Annotated in this window: 20 protein-coding genes; 10 read left to right on the forward strand and 10 right to left on the reverse strand. The window is 72.6% G+C overall.

The genetic code is table 11. The annotated features are described in order from the left end of the window. Positions 1 to 137: 137 nt before the first annotated feature. The 6 genes from C1I92_RS07230 (at position 138) to C1I92_RS07255 (ending at position 9,334) form a co-directional block, all read left to right on the forward strand. A complete protein-coding gene (locus C1I92_RS07230; RefSeq protein ID WP_111253983.1) occupies positions 138 to 1,088 on the forward strand; it encodes a hypothetical protein in 951 nt (316 codons plus the stop codon). A 1,068-nt stretch (positions 1,089 to 2,156) separates the two neighbouring features. Next, the gene (locus C1I92_RS07235; protein ID WP_158564032.1) at positions 2,157 to 5,228 is read left to right on the forward strand and encodes a TIGR03773 family transporter-associated surface protein; all 3,072 of its coding nucleotides are present in this window, start codon (positions 2,157 to 2,159) and stop codon (positions 5,226 to 5,228) included. A 4-nt stretch (positions 5,229 to 5,232) separates the two neighbouring features. Beyond that, the gene (locus tag C1I92_RS07240; protein WP_369124085.1) at positions 5,233 to 6,801 is read left to right on the forward strand and encodes an anchored repeat ABC transporter, substrate-binding protein; all 1,569 of its coding nucleotides are present in this window, start codon (positions 5,233 to 5,235) and stop codon (positions 6,799 to 6,801) included. After that, positions 6,798 to 7,712 carry a choice-of-anchor M domain-containing protein gene (locus C1I92_RS07245; RefSeq protein ID WP_199521029.1) on the forward strand — a complete coding sequence of 305 codons (915 nt, stop codon included), beginning with the start codon at positions 6,798 to 6,800 and terminating at the stop codon, positions 7,710 to 7,712. The genes C1I92_RS07240 and C1I92_RS07245 overlap by 4 nt, the downstream gene beginning before the upstream one ends. Continuing rightward, on the forward strand, positions 7,709 to 8,452 hold the full coding sequence (locus C1I92_RS07250; protein ID WP_111253986.1) for an anchored repeat-type ABC transporter ATP-binding subunit: 744 nt from the start codon (positions 7,709 to 7,711) through the stop codon (positions 8,450 to 8,452). The genes C1I92_RS07245 and C1I92_RS07250 overlap by 4 nt, the downstream gene beginning before the upstream one ends. Before the next feature lie 3 nt (positions 8,453 to 8,455). Continuing rightward, positions 8,456 to 9,334 carry an anchored repeat-type ABC transporter permease subunit gene (locus tag C1I92_RS07255; RefSeq protein ID WP_111253987.1) on the forward strand — a complete coding sequence of 293 codons (879 nt, stop codon included), beginning with the start codon at positions 8,456 to 8,458 and terminating at the stop codon, positions 9,332 to 9,334. 90 nt (positions 9,335 to 9,424) lie between these two features. Here the strand turns inward: C1I92_RS07255 and C1I92_RS07260 are convergent, their stop codons facing one another. After that, positions 9,425 to 10,444, reverse strand: a complete 1,020-nt coding sequence (locus C1I92_RS07260; protein ID WP_158564033.1) for a WxL protein peptidoglycan domain-containing protein — start codon at positions 10,442 to 10,444, stop codon at positions 9,425 to 9,427. Between the two features lie 90 nt (positions 10,445 to 10,534). Further along, positions 10,535 to 12,007, reverse strand: a complete 1,473-nt coding sequence (locus C1I92_RS07265; protein WP_111253989.1) for a choice-of-anchor M domain-containing protein — start codon at positions 12,005 to 12,007, stop codon at positions 10,535 to 10,537. Positions 12,008 to 12,101: 94 nt separating this feature from the next. Here C1I92_RS07265 and C1I92_RS07270 point away from each other — a divergent pair, with 94 nt between their 5' ends. The 3 genes from C1I92_RS07270 to C1I92_RS07280 all read left to right on the forward strand — a co-directional run bounded on the left by C1I92_RS07270 (position 12,102) and on the right by C1I92_RS07280 (position 16,583). Beyond that, on the forward strand, positions 12,102 to 15,080 hold the full coding sequence (locus C1I92_RS07270) for a choice-of-anchor M domain-containing protein (protein ID WP_146605052.1): 2,979 nt from the start codon (positions 12,102 to 12,104) through the stop codon (positions 15,078 to 15,080). Between the two features lie 95 nt (positions 15,081 to 15,175). Next, the gene (locus C1I92_RS07275) at positions 15,176 to 16,198 is read left to right on the forward strand and encodes a Ppx/GppA family phosphatase (protein ID WP_111253991.1); all 1,023 of its coding nucleotides are present in this window, start codon (positions 15,176 to 15,178) and stop codon (positions 16,196 to 16,198) included. Positions 16,199 to 16,232: 34 nt separating this feature from the next. Next, positions 16,233 to 16,583, forward strand: coding sequence for a hypothetical protein (locus C1I92_RS07280; RefSeq protein ID WP_199521030.1), 351 nt, complete (start codon positions 16,233 to 16,235; stop codon positions 16,581 to 16,583). On the opposite strand, the gene C1I92_RS07285 is transcribed toward C1I92_RS07280, so the two are convergent. The 8 genes from C1I92_RS07285 to C1I92_RS07320 form a co-directional block, all read right to left on the reverse strand. Then, entirely contained in the window at positions 16,543 to 17,736 is a 1,194-nt protein-coding gene (locus C1I92_RS07285) for an alcohol dehydrogenase catalytic domain-containing protein (RefSeq protein ID WP_111253993.1), read from the reverse strand. The two genes, C1I92_RS07280 and C1I92_RS07285, sit on opposite strands and share 41 nt — an antisense overlap. 29 nt (positions 17,737 to 17,765) lie before the next feature. Then, positions 17,766 to 18,590, reverse strand: a complete 825-nt coding sequence (locus C1I92_RS07290) for an LLM class F420-dependent oxidoreductase (RefSeq protein WP_111253994.1) — start codon at positions 18,588 to 18,590, stop codon at positions 17,766 to 17,768. A 50-nt stretch (positions 18,591 to 18,640) separates the two neighbouring features. Continuing rightward, positions 18,641 to 19,645: an NAD(P)-dependent alcohol dehydrogenase gene (locus C1I92_RS07295; protein ID WP_111254017.1), complete on the reverse strand. Its 1,005-nt coding sequence runs from the start codon at positions 19,643 to 19,645 to the stop codon at positions 18,641 to 18,643. Positions 19,646 to 19,659: 14 nt separating this feature from the next. Further along, on the reverse strand, positions 19,660 to 20,613 hold the full coding sequence (locus C1I92_RS07300; RefSeq protein WP_111253995.1) for a dihydrodipicolinate synthase family protein: 954 nt from the start codon (positions 20,611 to 20,613) through the stop codon (positions 19,660 to 19,662). A gap of 33 nt (positions 20,614 to 20,646) precedes the next feature. Then, a complete protein-coding gene (locus C1I92_RS07305) occupies positions 20,647 to 21,489 on the reverse strand; it encodes a carbohydrate ABC transporter permease (protein ID WP_111253996.1) in 843 nt (280 codons plus the stop codon). Between the two features lies 1 nt (position 21,490). Further along, the gene (locus tag C1I92_RS07310; protein ID WP_111253997.1) at positions 21,491 to 22,414 is read right to left on the reverse strand and encodes a carbohydrate ABC transporter permease; all 924 of its coding nucleotides are present in this window, start codon (positions 22,412 to 22,414) and stop codon (positions 21,491 to 21,493) included. A 2-nt stretch (positions 22,415 to 22,416) separates the two neighbouring features. Next, positions 22,417 to 23,727, reverse strand: coding sequence for an ABC transporter substrate-binding protein (locus C1I92_RS07315; RefSeq protein ID WP_111253998.1), 1,311 nt, complete (start codon positions 23,725 to 23,727; stop codon positions 22,417 to 22,419). Between the two features lie 211 nt (positions 23,728 to 23,938). Continuing rightward, the gene (locus tag C1I92_RS07320) at positions 23,939 to 24,973 is read right to left on the reverse strand and encodes a LacI family DNA-binding transcriptional regulator (RefSeq protein WP_158564034.1); all 1,035 of its coding nucleotides are present in this window, start codon (positions 24,971 to 24,973) and stop codon (positions 23,939 to 23,941) included. Positions 24,974 to 25,063: 90 nt separating this feature from the next. On the opposite strand from C1I92_RS07320, the gene C1I92_RS07325 reads away from it, so the two are divergent. Further along, positions 25,064 to 26,053, forward strand: a complete 990-nt coding sequence (locus tag C1I92_RS07325; RefSeq protein WP_199521032.1) for an aldo/keto reductase — start codon at positions 25,064 to 25,066, stop codon at positions 26,051 to 26,053. The last annotated feature ends 6 nt before the right edge of the window (positions 26,054 to 26,059 follow it).

A 26,059-nucleotide genomic window follows, 5' to 3' on the forward strand; every position in this document is an offset into this window, starting at 1 on the left:
CGGGGCCGACTCTCAACTCCGGATAGAAAGCCGCCGGCACCTGGCCTCGGCTTGTTCTTTCACTCAAGTGGGAGGTAACAATGTCAGCGAGAAGCACGATCGGCCGGCGATTAGCCGGCCGGATCACCCGGATCGGGATGGCCTTCGCGCTCGCCGCCGGCCTCATCACGGCCGTCAGTTTCGGCGCGGCGCAACCCGCGTCCGCCCTGCAGTCGTGTCCCGCTCCCACCCAGCCGCCCGTCGCGGGGATCGAGTACTGGATCCAGCAGTACTCCGGCAATGGGGTGACGGTCTGCTGGGGCATGGACAATGCCGGTGGCATCGCCCAGCTGGCCGCCGTCATGCAAATCGTCGACCTCGCCGACGGCGCCCAGGTGCGGCTCAGATCGGACTACGTCTGTCCGCCAGGAGGGTGCCCAGGCGTGTTTGCACCCGACACGCAGTTCGAGAAGCACACGGCGGAGGAGTGGCACGATCTCTGGGGCGGCGGGTCCGGCGGCCCCGGCACCCTCTTCAGCACGACCAACGCGGGCTTCTTCAAAGACGATAGGAACCCGACGACGGCGCTCACCTTCCCCCAGCTCACGACGGGATCGGTCACCTCCTACGGATACGCCTTCTATGGCGGGCCCGACTTCACGAACGCGAAGGCGAGCCTGACTCTGGGGCCCCCCGGCCTCGGCCAGGCGGTGAAGATGCGCAACTTCGGGCCGGAGTACGCGATTCTCAACGTGAACCAGCACTGGGGGTGCAACACTTCGGGGCACGGCTGCACTGCCGGCTATGACGGGACCGTTGGCTTTCACCCCGCCGTCAACCTCACCGGCAATCCCGATGACGTCGCGCGGCGGACGATGGTTGGCGTCAACGCTTCGGTGAACGTGAACGCGTCCCGGGTCTACATCCTCACGACGGTGCGGTCCTACAAGCTCGCCGACGCCCGGCAGATGCTGAAGTACTTCGGCTCGCAGTCCGAGGTGCAGCTCGACGGCGGCGGCAGCACGTCGTCGATCTCCGAGTACCACCAGATCGACAGCACCATCTTCCGCCCGGTCCCCCAGGTGCTCATGGTCTACTCCGCCCCCTGACCACCCATCACCGCGGCACCGGTTCCATCGATCACTCGGCTTCAGTGGCAGCGCGGTCGCGATCGGCAGGCCGGCCGGAGGAACCGGTGCACCTCGCGGGTCGTCACGGCGCAACGCCCATGACATGGTTCGACGCAGGTCACATCTGTGCTTGGCCTGCGTCAGAAGACGATCTCCGTCGCCCGAATCTCACCGGGATAGATCAATCTTTCCAAATTATGGAAGGGGAGTCGAATGAGGCTCACAAGAACGACTGTCGTCCTGACCGTATTGGCAACACTGGCGGGAATATTGGGACTCGCCACTCCAAGCTCCGCAGTCGCCTCTCCTCAGTCAACCCTGCGGACCCTTTGTGATGCATGGATAGGAAGTGAGCGGGGCGTCGGGGCGGTTTGCCTCTACGGCGGTTCCCTCAGGTATAGGGTAAGGGGAATATGTGAGGAGAACTCGGGAGCAACATACCCGGTCTCCGGCCCATGGATGACAGGTGGACTGACGTCAGTGGCCTATTGCGCTGAGGGTTCCTGGGCAGTGGAGGCCTATGTCCAACTTGACGGATAGCACGATGTATCGACGACATCCCGGATCGCCGTTATGGGCGATCGCTGGCGGAGGTGCGACGCGCAGGGTTAAGTAGCAGCGGCTCGATCAGATTCGAGCCAACCGCCGAAGGCCGCCGAGGCCAAGCACGGCCTTGGCGGCGGGCAGCTACCCCTGACCCGTGGTTGCAGCTGGCGCGTTTCCCGATCCAGGGCGTCGCCTGCGCAAGGCGCGGCCGGGGCGATGCCCGCGGATCCGGCGGATGCCACCCGTTCCGGGCCGGCATCTGCCGGTTTGACGGGCGTCTGCCGGCGCCCGTCCTCGCCCCGGCGAAGAGCACGTCACCCGCCGAAGGGCAGTATCCGGGGCCGGCCGAACCCCGGTACGGCCCCGTGGCGGGTGCGGTGCACGCCCGGTGGGCGCAGGGCCCTGCCGGGTGGGCGTCCAGAACTCGGCGCTGGCGGAAGTGAGAATGGTTATCTATATTGTTCTCACCTCTCGCCAGTCGCTGACAGGAGCCATCGCGTCATGCACCGTTCCCTGGTTCGGAAGATCGTGGGCGTCGCCGGCAGCGCCGCGCTGCTCGCAGCCCTGCCCGCCGCGGTACCGCTGGCCGGCGCCGAGCCGGGCACCCCGCCGCCCGCCGACGAGCGAAGGGTGCTCACGACCGAGCACGTCGACGCGGTCAACGTCGGGTTCGACGGGGAGCGGCTCACGGTGAACGCGAAGATCGGCCCGCCGGTCGAGCACGTCGCGGTCGACGACCTGGTGTTCCAGGTCTCCGACCTGGCGCTGATCGAGGGCCTGCCGGAGCAGTACGCCGAGTTCCTCGGCACCGACGCGGCCTGGGTGATCCAGCAGACCCAGAACCCGGACGTCCTCTGGGCCGGCTGGAGCACCGAGGAGCTGGGCGCGGGTGTGGTCGACGGCGACGCGGTCGACATCACGCTCACCGACGTGCGCGGGCCGGGTGAGGTCGAGGTCTTCCAGACCAGCCCGTTCGGCGAGCCCATCCGGATCTTCAGCTCCGACGAGGACCACACCACGCTGCGGCAGGGCATCGGCGCGCACGTCCACGCGAACTGGGCGTTCACCGAGCCGGGCGTGTACACGGTGACGTTCACGGTCTCGGCGACGGTTGCCGGGCAGCCGGTGTCGTCGGGCCCGGTCGACTACACGTGGGTGATCGGCGGCGAGAACGGCGCGCTGCCCACAGCCGCCCCGTCCGTCACCGCCGTCCAGGCGCCGGGAACCGCCGTCGTCGGCGAGGAGGTCGTGCTCGAGGCGGGGGTGACGACCGATCCCGGGTCCGGCGCACCGCCGGCGGCGGGCGGGCACGTCCAGTTCCACGACGGCGAGACGGCGCTGGGCTGGGCCTCGCTCACCGACGGCCGGGCGACGCTGCCGGTGACGTTCGACGAGCCGGGCGAGCACTCGGTCACCGCCACGTACAGCTCGCAGGAGCCGCAGTTCTACGCGCCGTCGACCAGCGAGCCGGTCACCGTCACCGTCGAGGAGGGCGACGTCGACCCGCCGGCGACGACCCTGACGATCGCTGGACCCGGTGCCGCCGTCCCCGCCGGCGAGCCGGTGACGCTGACCGTGTCGCAGGACCCGCCGACCGGCCTGACGGCGTACCAGTGGTCGACGCGCGCGCCGGGCGCGCTGACGTTCGAGACCGTCGACGGCGCCACGACCGACACGCTGACCGTCACGCCGTCCGCCGCCGACGACGGGCGGCAGTACCGGGCCGCGCTCTCCACCGACGACGGCGCGCACGTGGCGTACTCCGCCCCGTACACGTTGACCGTCGAGGACGACGACCCACCGCCGCAGTGCGAGGACCCGCGGGTCGTCCTCGACCACGAGCACGTCGACCTGATCTCGCCGCGGCTCACCGGCGGTGAGCTGGTGCTCGAGGCGAAGGTGGGGGAGGCGAACGACCATGTCTTCTACGCGCCCGACGACGTGCTCGTGCACCTCAAGGACCCCGAGGCCCGGGTCGCCGTGCCCGACCTGGAGGAGTACGCCTTCCTGGGCGAACCGGGTGCCCCGCTGTGGCTGATCCCGCAGACCCAGGACCCGGAGGTCGTCTGGGCCGGCTGGTCCACCGAGGAGCTGGCGCTCGGCGCGTTCCGCGACGACATCGTCCACCTCACACTGCGCGGCGTCGAAGGGCCCGGCGGGCTGGAGGTCTTCAGCTATGACGAGGGCGGCATGCCGCGGCGGATCTTCAGCTCCACCGCGGCGCTGGACCCGTGGCCCCAGCCCGTCCCGATGCACTCGCACGCCAACTGGGCGTTCACCGCGCTCGGCGAGTACACGGTGACGTTCGAGGTGAGCGGCACGCTGGCCGACGGCACCGAGGTGACGACCGGCCCGGTCGACTACGCCTTCGTGGTCGGGGACGTCGAATGCGATCCCGGCGAGCCGGGCGACGAGACCGGCGGCGATGAGTCCGGTGGTGACGAGTCCGGCGGGGACGAGTCCGGCGGGGACGAGTCCGGCGGGGACGAGTCGGGCGGCGATGAGTCCGGGGGCGATGAGTCCGGGGGCGATGAGTCCGGCGGTGACGAGTCCGGCGGTGACGAGTCCGGCGCCGACGGCGGAACGACGACGCCGACCCCGGACCCCACGACCACCTCCACCACCACGCCGACGACCAAGCCGACGACCAAGGTCTGCGTGCCGCGGCCGAGCAGCACCGGCACCGGCGGCTCGAGCGCCCCGTCCGACCCGGGCGGCGGCACCTCGGGCGACCCCGTGGTGCTCACGACCGAGCACGTCGACCTGCTCGCACCGTCCTACGAGTCCGGCCGGATGAGCCTGCGGGCCAAGGTGGGCTCGGCGGCCGACCACACGTACTACGACCCGGCCGACGTGCTGGTCAACGTGGTTCCGGCTGCGGCGAGCACGGTGCCGAGCGGCGACAACTACGCCTTCCTCGGCACTGCCGGCGCGCCGTTGTGGCTGATCCCGGAGACGCAGAACCCCGAGGTCGTGTGGGCCGGCTGGTCGACGGAGGACCTCGCGGCCGGCACGTTCGCCGGCGACGCCGTCGACATGAGGCTGGTGAGCGCGGAGGGGCCGGGCACGGTCGAGGTGTTCCAGACGACCGGGTTCGGCGACATCGCGCGGATCTTCAGCTCCGAGGAGTCGCTGCCGGCCCGTCACCAGAGCGTCGGCCAGCACGTGCACGCCAACTGGGCGTTCTCCGCCGAGGGCAGTTACACGCTGACGTTCGAGGTGTCCGGGACGGCCGGCGGCGAGGCGGTCACGACCGGCCCGGTGGAGTACACGTTCGTGGTGGGCGAGCTGTCCGGAGCGCGCAACGCGTTGGCGTCCGGCGCCGGCGCCGCGGCGCCGGCGGTGTACCGGACCCAGCCGACGGTGACCCAGGTCGACTCCACGCCGACGCCGAGTCCCACGCCGACGCCCACACCCAGCGCGTCGCCGTCGCCCACAGCGGCCGACTGCGACCTGGCCAGCACCGGCACGTCGTCGACGCCGGCCCTGACCGTCCTCGGCGGGCTGCTGGTCGCCGGTGGAGCGGTCGCGATGGCGGCCTACTGGCGCGACCGTCGTGCCGCACGTGTCTAGGAGGTTGAGCGGGCTGGTCGTCGCCGCGCTCGCACTCAGCGCCGGGTGCGCGGCGCCGGAGGTGCTGAGCGCGAGCGACGACCGGGTGCAGGTCGTCACGACCACCGGGCTGCTGGCCGACCTCGTCCGCAACGTCGGCGGCGACCGGGTGAACGTCGGCTCGCTGGTGCCGGACCAGGCCGATCCGCACGCGTACGAGCCGAGCCTGCGCGACATCCGCAACGTGGTCTACGCCGACGTCGCGTTCAGCAACTACCTGCTGCTGGAGCAGCAGGCGATCATCAAGGCGCTGGGCGCGAACCTCGACCCGGGCGTGCCGAACATCTCCCTCGCCGAGGGGGCGGTGAAGTACGCGGCGGAGATCATCCCGCTGGTCGAGAACGTCGCGCTGGACACCGTCTGGCTCGGCATGCGTGTGCGCGGGACCGGCGAGCAGTACGGCGCGAACCGGGCCTCGGACGTCTACCTCAGCGGCACCGCCGTCGACGGGCCGGGCGAGCTGGTCGCCTACCTGACGGAGTCGTTCGGCAACCCGGAGTTCTACGTCGACTCCACCGACGGCTTCGACGCCTCCGACGGCTACCGGGACGACACCGCGACGCTTCCACCCGACGCGCACACGCACATGAGCTGGGCGTTCACCGAGCCCGGCGTGTACCGGCTGACGATGCGGGCAGCACTTGCCGTGTCGCCGGACGAGCGGCCGGTGGACCTGGGAGAGCAGACGTTCACCTTCGCCGTCGGCGTCGATCCGCACTCCGTGCCGGGCATGGACGGCGCCGACGTGCTCGGCGCGGGGCACGCCGACGTGACGGTCGACATCGACACCGGTGAGCTGTATCTGCTGGTCGACCCGCACGGTGGCGACGGTCATGCGCACGCCGAAGTCGTCGACCCGGCCACGACGGTGATCGAGGTGCCGAACAAGGCGCTGCACGAGATCCCGGCCGACGAGGGCTTCCGGTTCCTCGGCCGGCCCGGCGACCCGATCTTCCAGTTGCCGCAGGCGGTGCTGGGCCGGCACGTGCACGGCGAGATCGACCCGCACCTGTGGCAGGAGGTCGGCAACGCGATCTCCTACGTCGAGCTGATGCGCGACACGCTGATCGGCGTCGACCCGGACGGCGCCCGCGAGTACCGCGACAACGCCACGCGCTACATCGGCGAGCTGGAGCGGCTCGATGCCTACGTCCGCGACACCATCGCGGCCATCCCGGAGTCGCGTCGCCACCTGGTGACGACACACGACGCGTTCGGCTACCTGGGCGCGGCCTACGACGTGCGGATCTCCGGCTTCGTCAGCCCCAACCCGGCGACGGAGCCGAGCCTGGCAGACCGCCGCAGGCTGGCCGAGACCATCCGCAACCTGGACATCCCGGCGGTCTTCCTCGAGCCGAACCTCGTGACCAGGTCGTCGACGCTCACCGAGGTCGCCGACGAGCTCGGCGTCGCCGTGTGCGAGATCTACGGCGACACCTTCGACGACGAGGTCACCAGCTACGTGGAGATGATGCGATTCAACGCCGAGTCGCTGCGCACCTGCCTGTCCGAACCAGCGGAGAGTGACCGATGACGCGACGATTCCGGCCGGCGTCCCTGCTGGGCGCGGCCCTGCTGACGGTGACGGCGACGGCGGGCGCGGCCGCCGACCCGAACCTCGACCAGGAGATCGACGCCGACCAGCCCATCGCCACCGACCAGGCGGTGCTGAGCGACGGCCATGTCGACCTCGGCCCGCGCTACGTCGACGGGACGTGGACGCTGCTGGTGCACGACGGCAGCACGGCCACGCCGGTGTGGCGGACCGCGCCGAACACCGTGTTCCAGGTCGGCGACGCGTCCCTGACGACGGTGCCGGACAACCCCGACTACGCGTTCCTGCCCGCCACGCCAGGGACCGACGTCCACGTCGTGCCGCAGGCGCAGGAGCCGGGCGTGGTCTGGCTCGGCTGGAACACGCAGGACCCCACCGTCATGGACAGCATCGACCGCGGCGCCACGCTCACCCTGCGCGGCGTGCAGGGACCGGGCGACGTCGTCATGTTCCTGCAGAGCGGCACGCTGGGCGAGCCCGAGGTGCTGTGGGACAGCCGCGAGCCGTACCCGCAGGACCTCTGGGTCGAGGTGAACACCCACACGCACGCCAACTGGGTCTTCTCCGAGCCCGGCGTCTACCTGGTCGAGGTCGAGGTGTCGGCGGACCTGATCTCCGGCGCGGCCGAGTCCGACACCCAGGTCATCAGGTTCGCCGTCGGCGACGCCACCAGCACGGACGAGGCGCTCGCCGCGCAGTATGCCGGCGCCGCGCCGGCGCAGGACGCCACTCCGGCCGCCGCGGACGAGGCGAGCGACGACGGCGACGACGGGGGATCGGCTCCGGTCCTGCTCGGCGTCGTCGGCGCCGCCGCCGTCCTCGTCGTGGTCCTGGCGATCGTCGTCCTGCGCGGCCGCGCCGCACGCCGTCGCGCGCAGGCCGGGCCGTGAGCGTCCTCGAGGTCCGCGGGGTGACCGTGGGCCTGGGCGGCCGGACGGTCCTGCGCGACATCGACCTCGCGGTCGACCTCGGTGAGCTGACCGGGCTGATCGGGCCCAACGGTGCGGGGAAGACGACGCTGCTGCGCTCGATCCTCGGCCTGGTGCGGGTGGCGGCCGGTCAGGTGCTCGTCGACGGCCGGCCGATCCGCCCGCGCCGCTCGCCGGTCGGCTACGTGCCGCAGCGGCACGAGTTCGCCTGGGACTTCCCGATCTCGGTCGAGAACGCCGTGATGACCGGCCGCAGCGGCCTCCTCGGCCTGTTCCGCCGTCCGGGCGTGGCCGACTGGCGGGCCGTCGGCGAGTCCATCGAGCGCGTGGGCATGGGCGAGCTGGCGCGCCGGCCCGTGGGCGAGCTCTCCGGCGGGCAGCGGCAGCGGGTGCTCGTGGCGCGGGCGCTCGCGCTGCAGCCGCGGGTGCTGCTGCTGGACGAGCCGTTCACCGGCCTGGACCTGCCCACCCAGGAGCTGCTGACCGGGCTGTTCCTGGAGCTCGCGCGGGAGGGCCGGGCCGTGCTGATGACGACCCACGACCTCGTCGGCGCGCTGGACACCTGCACGCGCATCGCGCTGCTGAACCGGACCATCGTCGCCGACGCGCCGCCGAGCGAGCTGCTCGACCCCGAGCCCTGGATGCGCGCGTTCGGCGTCAGCGAGACCAGTCCGCTGCTGAAGATCCTGAAGGTGATGTGAGCCGTGTCGATCGCCGAGTTCCTCGCCGACCTCACCAACCCCGACCTCGCGTTCCTGCCGAAGGCGCTGCTCATCGCCGTGATGTCGAGCGTCGTCTGCGGCGTGGTCGGCTGCTACGTCGTGCTGCGCGGGATGGCGTTCATCGGTGACGCCGTCGCCCACGCCGTCTTCCCCGGCCTGGCCGTCGCGTTCGTCCTGCAGGGCAGCCTGGTCGTCGGGGGAGCCGTGGCCGGTGTCCTCACCGCGGTCCTGGTGGCCGTGTTCGCGCAGAACCGACGGCTCAAGGAGGACTCCGTCATCGGGGTCTTCTACGTCGCGTCGTTCGCGCTCGGCATCGTGATCATCTCGCAGGCGCCCGGGTACGCGGGCTCGCTGCAGCAGTTCCTGTTCGGCTCCATCACCGGCATCCCCGACGAGGACCTCTACACCGCCGCGATCACCGGCGTGCTGCTGCTGGGCGCGGTGCTGCTGCTGCACCAGCAGTTCGTCACCGTCAGCCTGGACCGCGAGCTCGCCCGGGCGGTCGGCCTGCGGGTGTTCTGGCTCGACATCGCGCTCTACGTGCTCGTGACGGTCGCGATCGTCATCTCGGTCCAGACCATCGGCAACATCCTGGTCCTTGCGCTCCTGGTCACGCCGGCCGCGGCGGCCCGGCTGCTCACCGACCGCCTCGGCGCGATGATGCTGCTCGCGCCCGCGATCGGCGGCTCCGGCGCCGTTGTCGGCCTGTACCTGTCGTGGAGCTACGACCTGCCCGTCGGCGGCACCATCGTGCTCGTGCTGGCGACGGTGTTCCTGCTGGCCTGGCTGTTCGCGCCCTGCCACGGCCTGGTCACGAAGCATTGGCGCCGCCCGGGGATCGAGGCGCCGGCGACCGGCTGACGCCTGCCGACGCGGCGGATGCCCGCGAAACCGGCGGATGCCGGTCGAAATCGCGTGCCATCCGCCGGTCTGGCGGGCATCCGCCGAGACCTACCCCGCGGCGCTGGCGGGCCGCGGGGTGGACGTGCCAGCCGGCGTGGCGCCGCGCCGGCGGCGGCGACGACGTCGCCACACCAGGGCGAGGGCGAGGGCGGCGAGGAGGGCGAGAGGGACCCACGGCACCACCCAGAGCCGGGTGGCAAACGTGCCGGGCGGCGGGGCCGGATCGAGAACCTGGCTGCCGGAGGTCTCTGGCCGGATCTCGACCTCGACGTCGAGGCGGCCGAGCTGCCAGACGCCGTCGACGACCGCGGAACCGGAGATCGAGTCGCCCGGCAGCAGTTCCGGCAGCGGGTCCCCGGTCCAGGTGCGCTCGCCGAGGCCGAACGGGCCGGCGACGCGGAGGGCGGGCCGGCCCGCGAGCCGCAGGTTGCCCTCGTTGCGGACGGTGTAGTCGACGCGGACGGCGCCGGGCTGACCGAGCGGGAGGCCGTCGAACGCGACGTGGACGTCGTCGACGGTGAGCGACGGCTCCAGCGTGCCGGTGACCCGCAGGTAGATGCGGGCGCCCACCCGGCGGTCGACGGCGACCTGCCCGCCCGCGCCGCCGGTGGCCTGGGTCGTCAGACCGGCCACGATGCCGCCGGCGTGGTCGCCCGGCGTCGCGTCGGCGGGGACGGTGATGCGGAACGGCACGTCGACGCGGGACCGGGCCGGGATGGTGACGGCCGGCTCGCCGAGGTCCACCCACGAGCCGACGTCGACCGGCTCGTCGGCCGCCGGCAGCAGGTCGAATCCGCCCTGGGTGTTGCGCACCGCGTCGCTGGCGTAGAGGTCGAGGGTGAGCGGCGCCTCGGTGTAATTGCTGACGGCGACGACGTCGCTGATCGTCGTCCCCGGGTCGAGGGTGTACTCGAAGGCGGCCCGGTCGCCCGGTCCGTCAGGCCCGGAGGGGACGATGCCCCAGGTCGTGGGCGCCTCCGGCGTTTCGGCCGGGGCCGCGGTCGCCGGCAGGGCGAGGCAGCCGCCGATGGTCACGATGAGGGCCGCGAGCCGGCCGAGGGTTCTCACGGTCGAGGTGCTCCGATGGTGTGCGCAGGGACCGGCGCAACCGGCCATGGGCGTGGCCGGCTGCGCCGGGGATCGGTGGTGGGAACGTGGTCAGATCGCGGTGAACGTGATCGTGGCCTCGTAGACGCCGGGGACCAGGGTCGTCGGCGCCTCGATGAGCAGGCCGGCGCCGAGGCGGCTGGTCCCGGTGCCGTCACCCGCGGCGGCCGTCGCCAGCGGCCGGCTGACGGACAGCCCGTCACCGGAGGTCAGGCCCGGCGCCACGGCCGCGCCCGCGGTCACGCCGCCGTCACCGGGCTGCTCGGCCACCAGCGGCGTCCAGCCCAGGTGACGGCCGGGGAGCACCTCGCCGCCGGCGGTGAAGTCGCTGACCTGGCCCGAGACCACCCAGCCCGGAGCGGCGGCGCGGGTGTCGGTCACGGTGACCGGCCGCAGGTCGCCGGCCGACGTCCACCGGTCGGCGGCAGGGCTGAGCTCGAAGTCGCTCATCACGACCTCGTTGTCCTCGGGGTCGACGCTGGCCACCAGCGCGCCCTCGTCCTCCGGCAGGGTGGCGACGATGCGCTGGGACAGCTCGGGCTCCGGCTCCTGCCCGTCGTCCTCGACGGCGATCGTCACCGGCGCCGACTCGGCCACGACGGCATGGCCCTCGCCGTAGAGCCGCGCGATCACCTGGACGCCGTCGTGCTCGGCCGTCGCGGTGAAGCTGTAGACGTCCGTGCCGGCGTCGGGGACGACGACCCACTCCTGCGTGCCCGGCGCCCGGGTGAACCAGTGGTAGTGGTCCAGGCCGGTCGGCGGGTCCTGGACCGCGGTCAGCGTCACCGCGTCGCCCGGGTCGTACTGGCCGGCCAGCCCGGAGATGCTGAGCGTGGTGGACGGCGCCGGATCGGCGTCCCCGACCTGGAACGTGTAGGTGGCGGGCGCGCTGGTGACGGTGCCGCCGGCCGCCAGCGTGCCGCTGGCCTGGACGGTGAGCGTGTAGCGGCCGGTCTCCGTGAACGCCCAGTTGGCGTGGGCGTGGACGTTGGCGTTCGGTGAGATGGTGCCGGGCAGCTGGAACCCGCCGCCGAGGACCGAGATCGACTCGCCGAACGAGCCGGTCTGCCACAGGAACACGTCGCCGGGTCCCTGGACGTCGGTGATCTCGATCCGCAGCGGGTTCGTGAACACGCCGGCGGGGATCTGCTCGGTGCTCCAGCCCGGCCAGATCAGCGCCGGGTCCTGGGTCTGCGGCAGGTAGTAGACGGTGTCGCCGGGCGCGCCGAGGAACGACAGGCTCGGCGGCACCGGGTCCGGCAGCACGAGCGCCGACTCCGGCTTGACCTGCAACAGGACGTCCTCGGGCTCGTGCAGGACGTGGTGGCCGGTGACGTCCTCCTGCAGGTCGACCTCGAGGTTCTGGTCGACCCAGCGCAGCGTGAACGCGTCGATGTGCCCGGTGTCCAGCGTCAGTTCGAACTCACCGGCCGCCGCGGTGGCCGTGGCGCCGGACGCCAGGAGCGCACCCGCGACCACGGGGACGGCCAGCTGCCTGGCACGTCGTGTGAGCAGGGACCTCATCGTGATCCTTTCCAGTGGACTGCGGTGGACAGGATCTTAATGAGAACCGTTACTATTCACAATAGTCCGGTCACTCCACTCGAAAGCGAGTCCGATGACACGTCTGACCACGCATCGCCACGTCCGCGGGCCCTTGGCGGTGGCGATCGCCGCGACCCTGGTCACCTCACTGGCCGCGGCCGCGGCGCTGCTGCCCTCCGGCGCGGCGACCGCCGCCCCCGGTCCGGCGCCCGGGAGCAGCACCCGGACGGTGCTGACGGACACCCACGTCGACGTGCTGTCCGTGGGCGTCGCGGCCGGGCGGCTGACCCTCCACACCAAGGCCGACCTCGAGCGGGCCGGCACCCGCCTCTACCCGGGCGACGTCATCGTCAACGTCGAGGACGCCGCGCGGACGACAGTGCCGGACGATCCCGCCTACGCGTTCCTGGGCGCGGCCGGGACCGAGGCCTGGATCGCGCCCGAGACCCGGCGCGAGGGCGTCGTGTGGCCGGGCCTGGACACCGAGGGGCTGGCGGCCGGCGCCGTCGACGGCGATGCCGTGGAGATCGCGCTCACGGAGGCGACCGGACCCGGCCGCGTCGAGGTCTGGTCCGAGTCCGGGTCGGGTCCGGAGCGGCTGTTCTCCGGCGATGCCGGCCCGAGCAACGTCCTGGAGTTCCCGGCCGGCGCGCACCGGCACGCCAACTGGGGCTTCACGGCGCCGGGCCGGTACCTGCTGACGTTCGAGGTCCGGGCGGCGATCGGCGGCGTGCGGCAGACGGCCTCGGCCAGCGTCCGGTTCCACGTGGGCCTGGTGCCGCCCGCCGTCGCCACGACCACCACGCTGACCGCTCAGCCGGCCGAGGCGACAGCGGACGAGACCGTCACACTCGCCGCGGCGGTCACCCCGGCCGACGCGAGCGGCGCGGTCGAGTTCGCGGCCGGCGACCTCGTGCTCGGTCACGCCGAGGTCGACGACGGCGCCGCCACGCTCGAGACCGCCGGCATCCCGCTCGGGCGCCGGACCGTGACCGCCCGGTTCGTGCCCGCGTGGACCGACGAGTACGGCCCGTCCGCCGCCACGCCGGTGACGGTGAACGTCCGCCAGCCCGGCGCCACCGACGACTTCGAGCTCACCGGGCTGCGGGAGAGCTACGCGGCCGGCGACACGCTGCGGCTGAGCGTCGCGGGCTACGTTCTCGGCCCGAACCAGAGCGTCCGGTGGGTCGCGACCTCGCCGGACCCGCGGCAGGAGCCGGTCACCCTCGCCGATGTCAGCCGGCCCGACCCGCTCGGCCTGGAGCGGGTCCTCACCACGGCCTACGACGGCTGGCTGCTGCGCGCGGAGATCCGCACCGGCTCGGCCATCGACGCGACGACGGCGCCGGTCCGGCTCAGCGTCGGCGGAACCGACGCCGGCAGCGGCGAGCCGATCACCGTCGCGCCGATCGAGGCGAACTACTACTGGGGTGTCGAGGTCCCGCTCGTCGCGTCGCACCGGGAGCCGACCGGCGGCGAGACGCTGCGCTGGGTCGAGCGGACCGCTGTGGGCGAGGTCGCCTGGCGGGACACGCATGCGACCTACGGTCCCGTCGGCGCCGGCCCGTGGACCGTCGTCTCGAACTTCATGCAGTACAAGGAGTTCGCGCTGCAGCTGCGCGCCGCCGACGGCACCGTGCTCGGCCAGTCGGCGCCGCTGCGGTACGGCCTCACCATGCGCTCGATCGAGCTCGACGGGCTGCGGGAGCTCTACCGGGTGGGCGAGCGGGCCAGCCTGAGCGCGTCCGTGTCGCCGGACCTCGGGGACGGGCTGGACTACATCTGGGAGCTGTGGCGGGGCGGCGGCGACCGGCTGCTGCTCGACGGCGGCGCCGCGCTGCCCGCCGCCGAGTTCGAGATCACCGAGGCCATGCAGGACCGCACGCTGTACCTGCGGGTCACCTCCCAGGCCACCGGCCAGCTGGTCGGCTACGTGACCAGGCCGTTCAACGTCACGACCGCCGGCGAGGGCGACCAGGTGCTCACCATGGCCGCGATCGACGGGCACTACCACACCGGCACCCCGGTCTCGATGGACCTGACCGCCGATCCGGCGCCGGCCTCGTCCGACGTCGCCCGGTTCTGGTGGAAGCGCAGCGACTGGCCCGAGTTCCGTCAGATCCCCGGCACCGCCGGCCTGTCCCACGCGGTGATCGCCGAGCAGGCCCTCGACGGCACGCAGATCAAGGCCGACCTGGTGAACGCCGACGGCGAGGTGCTCGCGACGACCACGACACAGACGATCCACGTCGACGACCACGGTGCCCCGCCGCCGCAGGGCGTGGTCGTCGAGGGCGTCGCGCCGTCCTACGCCGCCGGCGACACGGCCGTCCTCACCGCGCGGGTGTCCCCGCCGTCGGTGCTGACCCGCTACGTCTGGCGGATCCAGCGGCCCGGCGACGCCGAGCCGGTCGTGGTCGACGGGGTGAGCGGCCCGCGGCTGGAGCTGCCGGTGACGCCGGACCTCGACGGCGCCGCGGTGAGCGCGCAGCTCACCTTCGACGACGGCCGGGTGTACGTGACGTCGCTGCCGGCCACGCTGACCGTCGACGACACCGGCCTGGGCGGCCTCGCCCAGCGGGTCGTCGCGTCGCTGCCGGAGGGACAGGGCGCGCTGGTGGTCAGCATCGACCCGGACGACGACGTCGTCAGCATGAGCGACTTCGAGCTGGGCGTCGCCGGAGATCGCTGGTCGTCGGCCGGTGAGCTGCGTCCGGTGACGGTCACCGACACGAGGGCGAGCGCTCCGGGCTGGGTGGTGTCCGGCCAGGTCGGCGACTTCACCACCGGCGCCGCCGTCCTGACGGGGGCGCACCTGGGCTGGACCCCGCTCGTGGCCGGACAGGCCGGCGACGGAGAGGTCCGGCCGGGTGACGCGGTGCCGCCGGGCCTGGGCGCCGGCGCCGGCCTGTCGGTGAGCAGCCCACTCGCCGTGGCCGCGGCCGGCGCCGGGTTCGGCACCAGCCGGCTGGGCGCGGACCTGTTGATCGAGGCGCCGACCACCCTCGTGCCGGGCAGCTACGCGGCCACGATCACGTTCACCGCCATCTGAGTCGCGCGGTGGGCGGGACGGCCGGCCGCGGCCGTCCCGCCCACCGGCCTCGATGCCCGACATGGTGTGCCGAACGGCTGGGTACGGAATCCTCCATGCGGCTCGGTGTGCTCGACATCGGCTCGAACTCGGCTCAGCTCCAGGTGGTCGAGGCGACCTCTGGAGCGCCCCCGCTGCCTGCGCACGGGGTCAAGCTCCCCACGTCGCTGCACGACGCGATCGACGACAACGGAGCCATCCGTGACGAAGCCGTGGAGCGGGTCGCCGCGGCCGTCGCGGCGGCGGCCCGCGAGGCCGCCGAACTGCACGTCGACTACCTGTACCCGTACGTGACCTCGGTCATCCGCGACGCCACGAACCGCGACCAGGTGATCGACCGCATCGAGGCGCTGGCGGGCATCCGGCCGCAGTTCCTCACCGGCGAGCAGGAGGCCCGGCTGACCTACCTGGCGGTGCACCGCTGGTACGGGTGGTCGGTCGGGCGGCTGCTGCTGCTCGACATCGGCGGCGGCACGATGGAGATCGCGCTCGGCCGTGACGCGGAGCCGGATCTGGCGATCTCGCTGCCGCTGGGCACCCGCAGGCTGACCCGGCACCTGCTCCCGGACGACCCACCCAGCCGTGATCAGCTGCGCGAGTTGCGCCGCCACGTCCGCGACACCATCGGCGAGGTCGCCGACCGGCTGCGCTGGGAGGGCCAGCCGCGCCGGGTCATCGCCACCTCGAAGACGTTCAAGCAGCTGGCCCGGCTGGCCGGCGCCCCGCGCCAGCGCAAGGGCCCGTTCGTACGGCGCGAGCTGGCCCGCCGCGACGTCCGCCGCTGGCTGCCGCGACTGGCCGCGCTCACCGCCGCGGAGCGCGCCCAGCTGCGCGGCGTCTCGGCGACCCGGGCCGGTCCGCTGATCGCCGGCGCCGTCGTCGCCGACACCACCATGGCCGCACTCAACGTCACGCGCGCCGAGATCTGCCCGTGGGCGTTGCGCGAGGGGATCGTGCTGAGCCACCTCGAGGCGATCACCGGCCGCACCTCCGAGGTCCCGCTCCAGCCGGTCCGCCACGTGGGCGAGCACCGTCCGGCGCCGGACTCGACGGTGACGCCACTGCACCCGGCCGGCTGAGATGAACGGCCATCGCCCACCGTCGAGCGACACCGTGGCGCTCGTCCGCGCGCAGGGTGCGTACAACCTGGTCACCGGCGTGTGGCCGCTGGTGAGCATGCGGTCCTTCGAGGCGGTGCTCGGGCCGAAGCGGGACCGCTGGCTCGTGCGGACGGTCGGCGGCCTGCTCGTCGTCGTCGGGCTCACCCAACTGTCCACCCCGCGTGACGACGCAGCTCTGCGTCAGGCGCGCCGGCTCGGCATGGGCGCGGCGGCGACGTTCCTCGCCGTCGACGTCGTCTATGTCGCCGCGGGCCGGCTGCGCTGGACCTACCTGCTCGACGCGGCCGCCGAGGCGGGCTGGCTCATCGCGTGGCGGCGGTCGCGGGGTCGAGCAGCACCTTGACGGCGCCGTCGGTCTTGCGCTGGAACATCTCGTAGGCCGCGGGGGCGTCGTCCAGCGGCAGCCGATGCGTGTGGAAGCGCTCGACGCCGAGGGGGTCGCCGTCGGCGAGCAGCGGCATGATGGCGTCGCTCCAGCGCCGGACGTTCGCCTGTCCCATCCGCAGCTGGACCTGCTTGTCGAACAGCGTCTGCATCGGCACCGGGTCGGCCGGTCCGGCGTAGACGCCGGCCAGCGAGATGGTGCCGCCGCGGCGGACCGCGTCGATCGCGGTGTAGAGCGCGGCGAGACGGTCGACGCCGGCCTTCTGCATCATCGGCTCGGCGATCGCGTCGGGCAGCAGCCCGACCAGCTTGTGGGCGAAGTGGGCGACCGGTGAACCGTGCGCCTCCATCCCGACGGCGTCGATCACCGCGTCGGGGCCGCGGCCGCCGGTCAGGTCGCGGATCGCTCCGGCCAGGTCGTCGGTGTCGAGGTCGAGCACGACGGCGCCCCGCTCGGCCGGGCGGGCGCGCCGCTCGGGCACCGGGTCCACGGCGATCACCTGGTGGCCGCGGTGCAGCGCGATGCGGCAGGCCATGTCGCCGATCGGCCCGAGGCCCAGGACGAGGACGCTGCCGCCGGACGGGATCGCAGCGTACTCCACGGCCTGCCAGGCGGTCGGCAGCACGTCGGACAGGTAGACGTAGCGCTCGTCCGGGCCGTCGGGCGGCAGCGCGATCGGCGCGTACTGCGCCTGCCGCACCCGCAGGTACTCGGCCTGCCCGCCGGGCACCTGGCCGTAGAGCTTGGTGTAGCCGTAGAGCGCCGCGCCCATGCCGTGCTCGTGCACCTGGGTGGTCTCGCACTGCGTGTGCAGGCCCTGCCGGCACATGAAGCAGTAGCCGCAGCAGATCTGGAACGGGACGACGACACGGTCGCCGGGCGCGAGCCGAGTGACCTCGCCGCCGACCTCCACGACCACGCCCATCGCCTCGTGGCCCATGATGTCGCCGGGCTCCATGAACGCCGCCATCGGCTCGTACAGATGCAGGTCGGAACCGCAGATCGCGGTCGTCGTCACCCGCACGATCGCGTCGGTCGGCTGCTCCAGCCTGGGGTCGTCGACCTCGTCCACCTGGACGGTGCGCCTGCCCTGCCACGTCACGGCTCTCATGCCGATTCGCGTACCCCGGCGTGGCCGGGTCACACCAGCCCGGCGAGCGCCCGCGCTGTGGGCAGGATGCCGCCGTCCATCGGCAGCACCTGGACGGCGACGTGGTCCGCGCCGGCGTCGAGGTGGGCGCGGAGCCCGGCGGCGACCGCAGTCGCGTCGCCGTGCACCGCGAGGGCGTCGACGAGCCGGTCGCTACCGGGGTGTGTCACGTCGCCGGGGTCGAAGCCGATCCGGCGCAGGCTGGCGGCGTAGTTCGACAACCGCAGGTAGGGGGCGACGCGAGCGCGGCCGATGCCGCGGGCCCGGTCCGGATCCTCGTCGAGCACGACCTTCTGCTCGGCCACCAGCAGCGCCTGCGCGCCGAGCCGCTCCCGCGCGCCGCGGGTGTGGTCCGGCGTGGTGAGGTAGGGCAGCGCGCCGGCCGAGCGCAGCCGGGCGAGCTCGAGCATGCGTGGTCCGAGCGCCGCCAGCGCCCGCCGCTCCGCCGGCACGCCGGCCCGGTCCAGGTCGTCGAGATAGTCCGCGACCGCCTCGTAGGGCTTGCGGTAGTCCGCGTTGCTCTCCCGGTGCCCGGCGCCGATGCCGAGGAGGAACCGTCCCGGATACGCCGCCTCCAGCCGGTGGAACGACTCGGCGACCGGCGCTGCGGGCGCCGACCACACGTTGACGATGCTGGTGCCGACGACCAGCCGGTCGGTGGCGGCCAGCAGCGGGTCGACGACCCGCAGGTCGGCGGCGGGTGAGGCGCCCAGCCAGATCGCCGAGTACCCGAGGCCCTCCAGTTCCTGCGCGGTCTCCGGATCGATGCTCGAGTGCCGTACCCAGATCCCGGTCCTGCCCAACGCGATCGCCATGCCCCTGCGAACCCCAGCGCCGCCGACACTGTTCCCGCCCGCGGCTCCGGTCAGCGCCGAGGGTCGACGATGAACTTCACGACGTCGGCGTCGCCGTTGCGGCGCATCGCCTCGTCGAGCCCGTCCAGGCCGACGCTGCCGGTCACCAGGGCGTCCAGGTCGGCGGGGTCGGACTCCGCGAGCGCGATCGCCGTCGGCCAGGTGTCGACGTAGCGGAACAGGCCCTCGAGGCGCAGCTCGCGGCTCTGCACGAGGAACAGGTCGAGGTCGACGCGGGGCGAGCCCATGCCGACCAGGACGGCCGTGCCGCCGGCCCGCAGCGCGCGCAGACCCGCGTCGATGGCCGCCGGTGCGCCGGAGGCGTCGACGAACGCGTCGACGGACTCCTCCTCCAGCCGCTGCTCGAGCGGGTCGATCACCCGGGTGGCGCCGTGCACTGCGGCGACGGCGCGACGCGCCGCCAGCGGATCCGACGCGACGACGACGCTGGCGCCGTGCGCCCGGGCCGCGGCCGCGGTGAGTACGCCGATCGGGCCGGCGCCGGCGACGAGGACGGCCGAGCCCGGCCGCACCCGGGCCTTGCGCACGGCCGCGATCCCGACGCTGAGCGGTTCGAGCAGGGCGGCGGCCGCGTCGGACATCGTGCCCGGCACCGGATACGCGAAGTCGGCCGGCACGACGAGGTACTCGGCGAACGCGCCGTCGACCGGGGGAGCGGAGCAGAACTCCATGCTCCGGCACAGGTTGTAGGCGCCGGTCAGGCAGTACCGGCAGCGACGGCACGGACGCTGCGGCTCGACGGCCACCCGCTCGCCGATCCGCGACTCGTCGACGGCGGAGCCGACGGCGACGATCTCGCCCGCCGCCTCGTGCCCCAGCACGAGCGGCTCGTCGACCACCAGGTCCCCGACGCGGCCGTGCTCGTAGAAGTGGACATCCGAGCCGCAGAGCCCGACGGCGATGAGCCGCACCAGCACGTCGTACGGCCCCGGCCGCGGCGTCGGGCGCTCCCGCACGACGAGCCGCCGCGGCCCCAGGAGGACGGCGGCCCGCATCGTCGCCGGCGTCGTCACCGTCCGCCGCCGGCCCGGGCGCCGGAGGCCAGCCCCAGGCTGTCGATGTACTCGGCCAGGTCGACCAGCGGCCGGCCCTCGTGGTCGCCGATGTCGCTGGGCCGCCACCGGCTGACCGGGCGGATCCGCAGCCGCGAGCTGTGCGCGAGCAGGTACTTCGCCGACGCCGGGTAGCGGCTGTTGATGGAGTGCTCGGCGACGGTGAGCAGCCGCTGCACGGCGAGCACGTCGTCCTCGGGCGCGTCGTCGACGTGGTCGCACAGCCAGGCGACCAGCTCGGGGTAGATGCTGGCCGCGTAGCCGCTGAGCCCGGCCGCGCCGAGCCGCAGCGACGCCGTCAGCGACGAGATCTGGGCGTTGTACAGACCCAGCCGGGTGCCGGCCATGACCTCGAGCCGCTCGCGGATGACGTCGGTCGAATGGCTGGTGTCCTTGAAGAACACGAACCGGCCGGTCCGGGCCAGCCACTCCACGGTGGGCAGCGGGCACAGCCGCTTGTACGGGAGCGGGCACTCGTAGAGGCCGAAGTCGACATCGGGGTTGGCGTCGAGGATCGCCGCGACGGTGTCGCGCCACCGTTCCTCGGTGTCGGCCGGCCCGGCGACCAGCGAGGCGATGAGCACGACGGCGTCGACGCCGGTGCCGGCCATCGCCTTCACCGAGTCGATCTGCGCCTGGACCGGCCCACCGGCGACGGCGGACGCCACCACCGGGACCCGGCCCGCGGCCCGGTCGACGACCCGGCGGGCCAGTGTGCGCCGCTCGTCCTCGGTGAGGTCGTACATCTCGCCGGAGAGCGCGACGGTGAAGATCCCCGCGGCGCCGCCGTCGACCAGCCAGTCCGTCATCTCGTCGACCTGCTCCCAGTCGACGGAGCGGTCGTCGTGGAAGGGGGTCAGCATCACCGGCCAGGCGCCGCGGGGAAGCGGCGCCGAAGCTGCGTCGTGCATGGAACTCCTCGTCGTCGGGAGGGAGGCGGCGGCTCAGCCCTTGAGCGCGCCGGTGACCAGGTCCAGCCGCCAGTAGCGCTGGAGGGAGAGGAAGAGCGCGAGCAGCGGGAGCACCGAGACCAGGCAGCCGGTGATCACCACGTTGTAGACGTTGACCTGGTCGTTGCCCTGGCTCATCAGCGAGTAGAAGCCGACGGTCAGCGGGAACATCTCGGTGCGCGAGAGCATGATGAACGGCAGCAGGAAGTTGTTCCAGATGCCGACGAACTGCAGCAGGAACACGGTGATCAGGCCAGGCACCATCGGCGCCAGCGCCACTGAGCGGAAGATCCGCCACTCGCCGGCGCCGTCCAGGCGGCCGGCCTCGAGCATCTCGTCGGGCACCACCGCGGTGGCGTAGATGCGGCACAGGTAGATGCTGAACGGGCTGATGACGCTGGGCAGCAGCACCGACCAGTAGGTGCCGGCCAGGCCGATCTCCGACAGCAACAGGTACTGCGGGATGGCGAGGATGACGCCGGGGATCAGCACGCCGACCAGCAGGAAGTGGAACACCAACTGCCGGCCGCGGAACCGGTACTTCGCCAGGCCGTAGCCGGCCAGCGCCGACACCGCCGTCGCCAGCAGGGCGCCGCCTCCGGCGAAGATCAGGCTGTTCAGGCACCAGGTCCAGAACGCGCCGCCGCGGATCGAGCCCAGCTGTTCCAGGTTCTCCGTCAGGCCGCCGGAGAAGCTCGGCCAGAGCGAGAACGTCGTGAACAGCTCGCCGGCGTTCTTCGTCGAGGCCGTCACCAGCCACACCACCGGCAGCAGGCAGTAGGCGGCGCCGAGCAGCAGCACGGCCGTCGGCCAGAAGGCGCCCCGCTTCGCGGTCATCTCAGTCCTCCCCGAACGCGCGGCGCTGCAGCACCCGGAGCAGGCCGAGGGAGGCGACCAGCGTGATGCCGGTGATCACCATCGACGACGCCGCGGCCGAGAACAGGTCGTTGGTGACGAAGGCGTCGCGGTACACCTGCATCATCGGGACCCAGTCGGTGCTGATGGACGTGGTCAGCGTGAGCAGCGTGTTCGGCTCGTTGAACACCTGCAGCGCGCCGATGATCGTGAACAGGCCGGTCATCACCAGGCCGGGCACGATGAGCGGCACCTTGACCCGCAGCGCCAGCTGCACCTCCGAGCAGCCGTCGATCCGCGCGGCGTCGTAGATCTCCTGGGGCAGCCCGCGCAGCGACGTGTAGAGGATGATCATGTTGAAGCCGACCGCTCCCCAGACCGACACGTTGGCGACCGAGAAGTAGACCGAGACCGGCCCGAGGAACGACGGCTCGGGCAGCCCGAGCGCGCCGGCCGCGTCGGTGAACGGGCTCACCCCCGGCAGGTACATGAACCCCCACATCAGCGCCGCGATGACGCCGGGCACGGCGTAGGGCACGAAGATCGCGATGCGGGAGAACCGCTTGAGCCGCGTGGTGGTGTTGTCCAGGAGCAGCGCGAACACCAGCGCGAGAGCCATCGTGACCGGCACCGTGATCAGCGTGTAGGCCAGCATCCGGCCCAGGCCGGCCAGCAGGGCCGGATCGCTCAGCACGTGGGCGTAGTTGTCCAGGCCGACGAAGACCTCCCGGCGCACGCCGAGCCCGGAGCCGCTGACCTGGGTGCCGCGCAGGCTCAGCCACAGGGTGTAGACGAGCGGCAGCGCGATCAGCCCGGCGGCCAGCAGCACGGCCGGCGCGACGAAGAGCCAGGGTGCCGTCCTCGGCGCGAGCGACGCCGAGGACCGGCGGGACGTCGTGGCGGGCACGGCTACTCGGACACCTCGTAGCCGGCCCGCTCGAGGTCGGCGACGGTGTCGGCCTGCACCTGCGCGAGCGCGTCGGCGAAGCCGGACCGGGCCGAGACCGCGGCGCTGAAGTGGTTGGTGAAGGAGTCGAAGGCCGCCGGTACGTTCGGGCCCCAGGTGACCGGGACGGTGACCTCGTCGATCTGCGCCGCCGTCCGGTAGAAGTCGGCCTGCTCGGGCATGAGCGCGGTCGCGCCCTGCAGCTCCGGCAGCTCGCGGCCGGACAGCGCGGCCGGCCAGATGCTCGCGTGCTCGATGTAGGCGTTCAGGGCCTCGTCGGACGTGTTCAGCCAGAGCGCGAACTCGCGGGCCTCCTCCGGGTGGTCGGTCCCGGTGGTCACGATGGTCGCGCTGCCGCCGAGGACGCCGGACGCGGGGTCGGCCGGATCCCACTGCGGGAGCGGGACGGCCGCCCAGGAGCCGACGGTGTCCGGCGCGTTGTTCGCCAGGATCGGCGGCGTCCACACGGCGCCGATCATGCTCGCCAGCGTGCCGTCGGCCAGCGCGGCCTGCCACTCCGGCGTGTAGGTCTTCATGGTCGCGACGACGTCCTCGGCGACCAGCCCCTCCCAGAAGTCCGCGACCTGCCGGCTGGCGTCGTCGTTCATGTCGACCGACCAGCCACCCTCGCCGTCGACGGACCACCAGGACGCGCCGGCCTGCTGCGCGAGACCGGCGAACAGCTGGGCGTCGTTGGCCGGGAACGTCGACAGGTACACCGAGGGGTCCGCGGCGTGCAGGTCACGGGCGACCTGGGCGTACTGCTCCCACGTCGTGGGGACCGGCAGGCCGTGCTCGGCGAAGACGTCGGTCCGGTAGAAGAGGAACATCGGCGACGTGCCCTGCGGTACCGCGTAGTTGACGCCGTCGAGAGTGGTCATGGTCCAGGCCGGCGCCGCGGTCTCGTCCTCGCGGTCGCCCATGATGTCGGTGACGTCGGCGGCGATCTCGGAGATGATCAGCGCGGGCAGGTCCTGGTACGTGGTGTTCGACAGGTCGGGCAGGTCGCCGGCCTGGTCGGCCGCGGTGAGCTTGGCGACGATCTCGTCGCCACCGGTGGAGGTGTTGACCCGCACCTGGATGTCCGGGTGCGACTCGTTCCAGACCTCGACGATCTTCTCGATGTTGGGCGCCCACGACCAGTACGTCAGCGTGACCGGCTCACCGGCCGACTCGGCGCCGCCGTCGTCGGACGAGCAGGCCACCACCAGCATCGAGGCCGCGAGCAGCCCGGACACCAGCCGGACGGCCGCGAGGCCACGGGATCGCGTCATCTTTGACACCAGCTCTCTGTTGGGCACCGCCGGGAGGCGGCGTCGAGACGGTCAAATCGTTACCGGTAACGATTGGGGATGGCCGCGATGCTAGGCGAGCGCGGCGGCGCGGCGCAAGGTTTCCGGCAAAATTCGTTACCGCTCACGTTTCGCCCAGCGCCCCATGATCATCAACCTTCCGTGTCGTCATGGCAGCACAGAAGGTTGATGATCATGGGAGCTCAGGGGCGGGGCCGCTGGAGGCGCGTGGCACCAGCTCGGGGACGGGGAAACGCGGCCTGGCATCGACGTCGGGCTGCTCGATCATGGTGATCAGCGAGCGCATCGCCGCCGCGCCGATGGCCTGGAAGTCCAGGTGGACGGTGGTGAGCGGCGGGTGGAAGAAGGCGGCCTCGGGAACGTCGTCGTAGCCGACGACGCTCACCTCGCCGGGGATCGCGATGCCCTGCTCGTGCAGCCAGAGCATGAGCCCCAGGGCGAGGCGGTCATTCGCGGCGACCACCGCGGTGACGCCGCCGGGCGCGAGCACCTCCGGCGCCGCGGCGTAGCCGGACCGCGACGACCAGTCGCCGGCGGCGACCGCCAGCGGCTCGAGCCCGGCCGCGCGCATGGCGTGCGCGTACGCGTCGGCGCGCTGACGTGCGGCGACCCAGGCCGGCGGGCCGCCCAGGTGGGCGATGCGCCGGTGCCCCAGGTCGGTCAGGTGCCGCATCAGGGCGTGCACGCCGACCGGGTCGACGCCGTCGGCCTCCGGGCGTTCGGGCAGATCGGCGTCGCGCACGACGACCACCGGCGCGTCCGTGCGCAGGCCCTCGAGCGCGTGGTCCAGCGCCTCCGTCGGCGCCGTCGCGAGGATGCCCTCGATGTCGCGGTTGCCCAGCAGGTCCAGCGCGTCGGTCAGGTCGCCGTCGTCGACCGGGTCGAGGCTGACGATGTCCAGCGAGTAGCCGGCGGCACGGGCCACCTGGCTCGCGCCCTGCATCATCTTCCCCGGTCCGGTGCCGGACAGCTCGTAGCCGAGGGCGGCCAGCCGGTACGTGCGGCTGGTGGCCAGCGACCGCGCGGTCTGGCTGCGGCGGTAGTTCAGCTCCTTGAGCGCGGCCTCGACCCGCTCGCGGTTGCGCGGTCGCAGCCCGCCCTTGCCGGCCAGGAAACGCGACACGGTCTGGTGCGAGACGCCCGCCATCCGGGCGACGTCGTAGATGGTCGCGCCGCGTTTGTCGGACGCGCCGTTGCCGCCGCTCATCGGACCTCTCCTTCCGCAGGCGTCCGCCCATGATAGAACGTGACCGGTAACGAAACCGACTCGCCGTGCCTCGACGGGAAGTAGAAGCCCATGATCCATGTCCCGGACCCCGGCCGCTACGACCGGATGACCTATCGGCGCGCCGGACGCAGCGGCCTGCGGCTGCCCGCGCTGTCGCTCGGGCTCTGGCACAACTTCGGCGACGCCCACGCGCCGGCGACGCAGCGGGCGATCGTCCGCCGCGCGCTCGACCTGGGCATCACCCACTTCGACCTGGCCAACAACTACGGGCCGCCGTACGGCTCGGCCGAGCGGACGTTCGGCCGGATCTTCGCCGCGGACCTGCGCCCGTACCGCGACGAGATCGTCGTGTCGACCAAGGCCGGGTACGACATGTGGCCGGGGCCGTACGGCGACGGCGGCTCGCGCAAGTACCTGCTGGCCTCGCTCGACCAGAGCCTGGCCCGCATGGGCCTGGATCACGTCGACGTGTTCTACTCGCACCGGTTCGACCCGGACACCCCGCTGGAGGAGACGATGGGCGCGCTGGCCAGCGCCGTCCAGCGGGGCAAGGCGTTGTACGTGGGCGTGTCCAACTACTCGCCGGAGCAGACGTCACGGGCGGCGGCGATCCTGGGCGAGCTCGGCGTGCCGCTCCTGCTCCACCAGCCGCGGTACTCGATGCTCGACCGGCGGCTGGAGGACGGCCTGGCGGACCAGCTGGACGAGCTGGGCGTCGGCGCTGTCGTCTACAGCCCGCTGGCGCAGGGCCTGCTCACCGACCGCTATCTCGACGGGTCGGTGCCGGCCGACTCCCGCGCCGCGACCAGCCGGTTCCTCGACGCGAGCGCGATCGGCGGCGACTACCTCGACCGCGCCCGCGGCCTGAACGACCTCGCCGCCGCCCGCGGGCAGTCGCTGGCCCAGCTCGCTCTCGCCTGGGTGCTGCGCCGCCCGACCGTCGCCTCGGCCATCATCGGCGCCAGTTCGGTGACCCAGCTGGAGCAGAACCACGCGGCCCTGCGCCGGCTCGACTTCGCGCCGGACGAGCTCGCCGCCATCGACCGGCTCACGGGCTGACGCCGG

Origin of the sequence: Jiangella anatolica (assembly GCF_003236295.1) — a bacterium.
Taxonomy (GTDB): domain Bacteria; phylum Actinomycetota; class Actinomycetes; order Jiangellales; family Jiangellaceae; genus Jiangella; species Jiangella anatolica.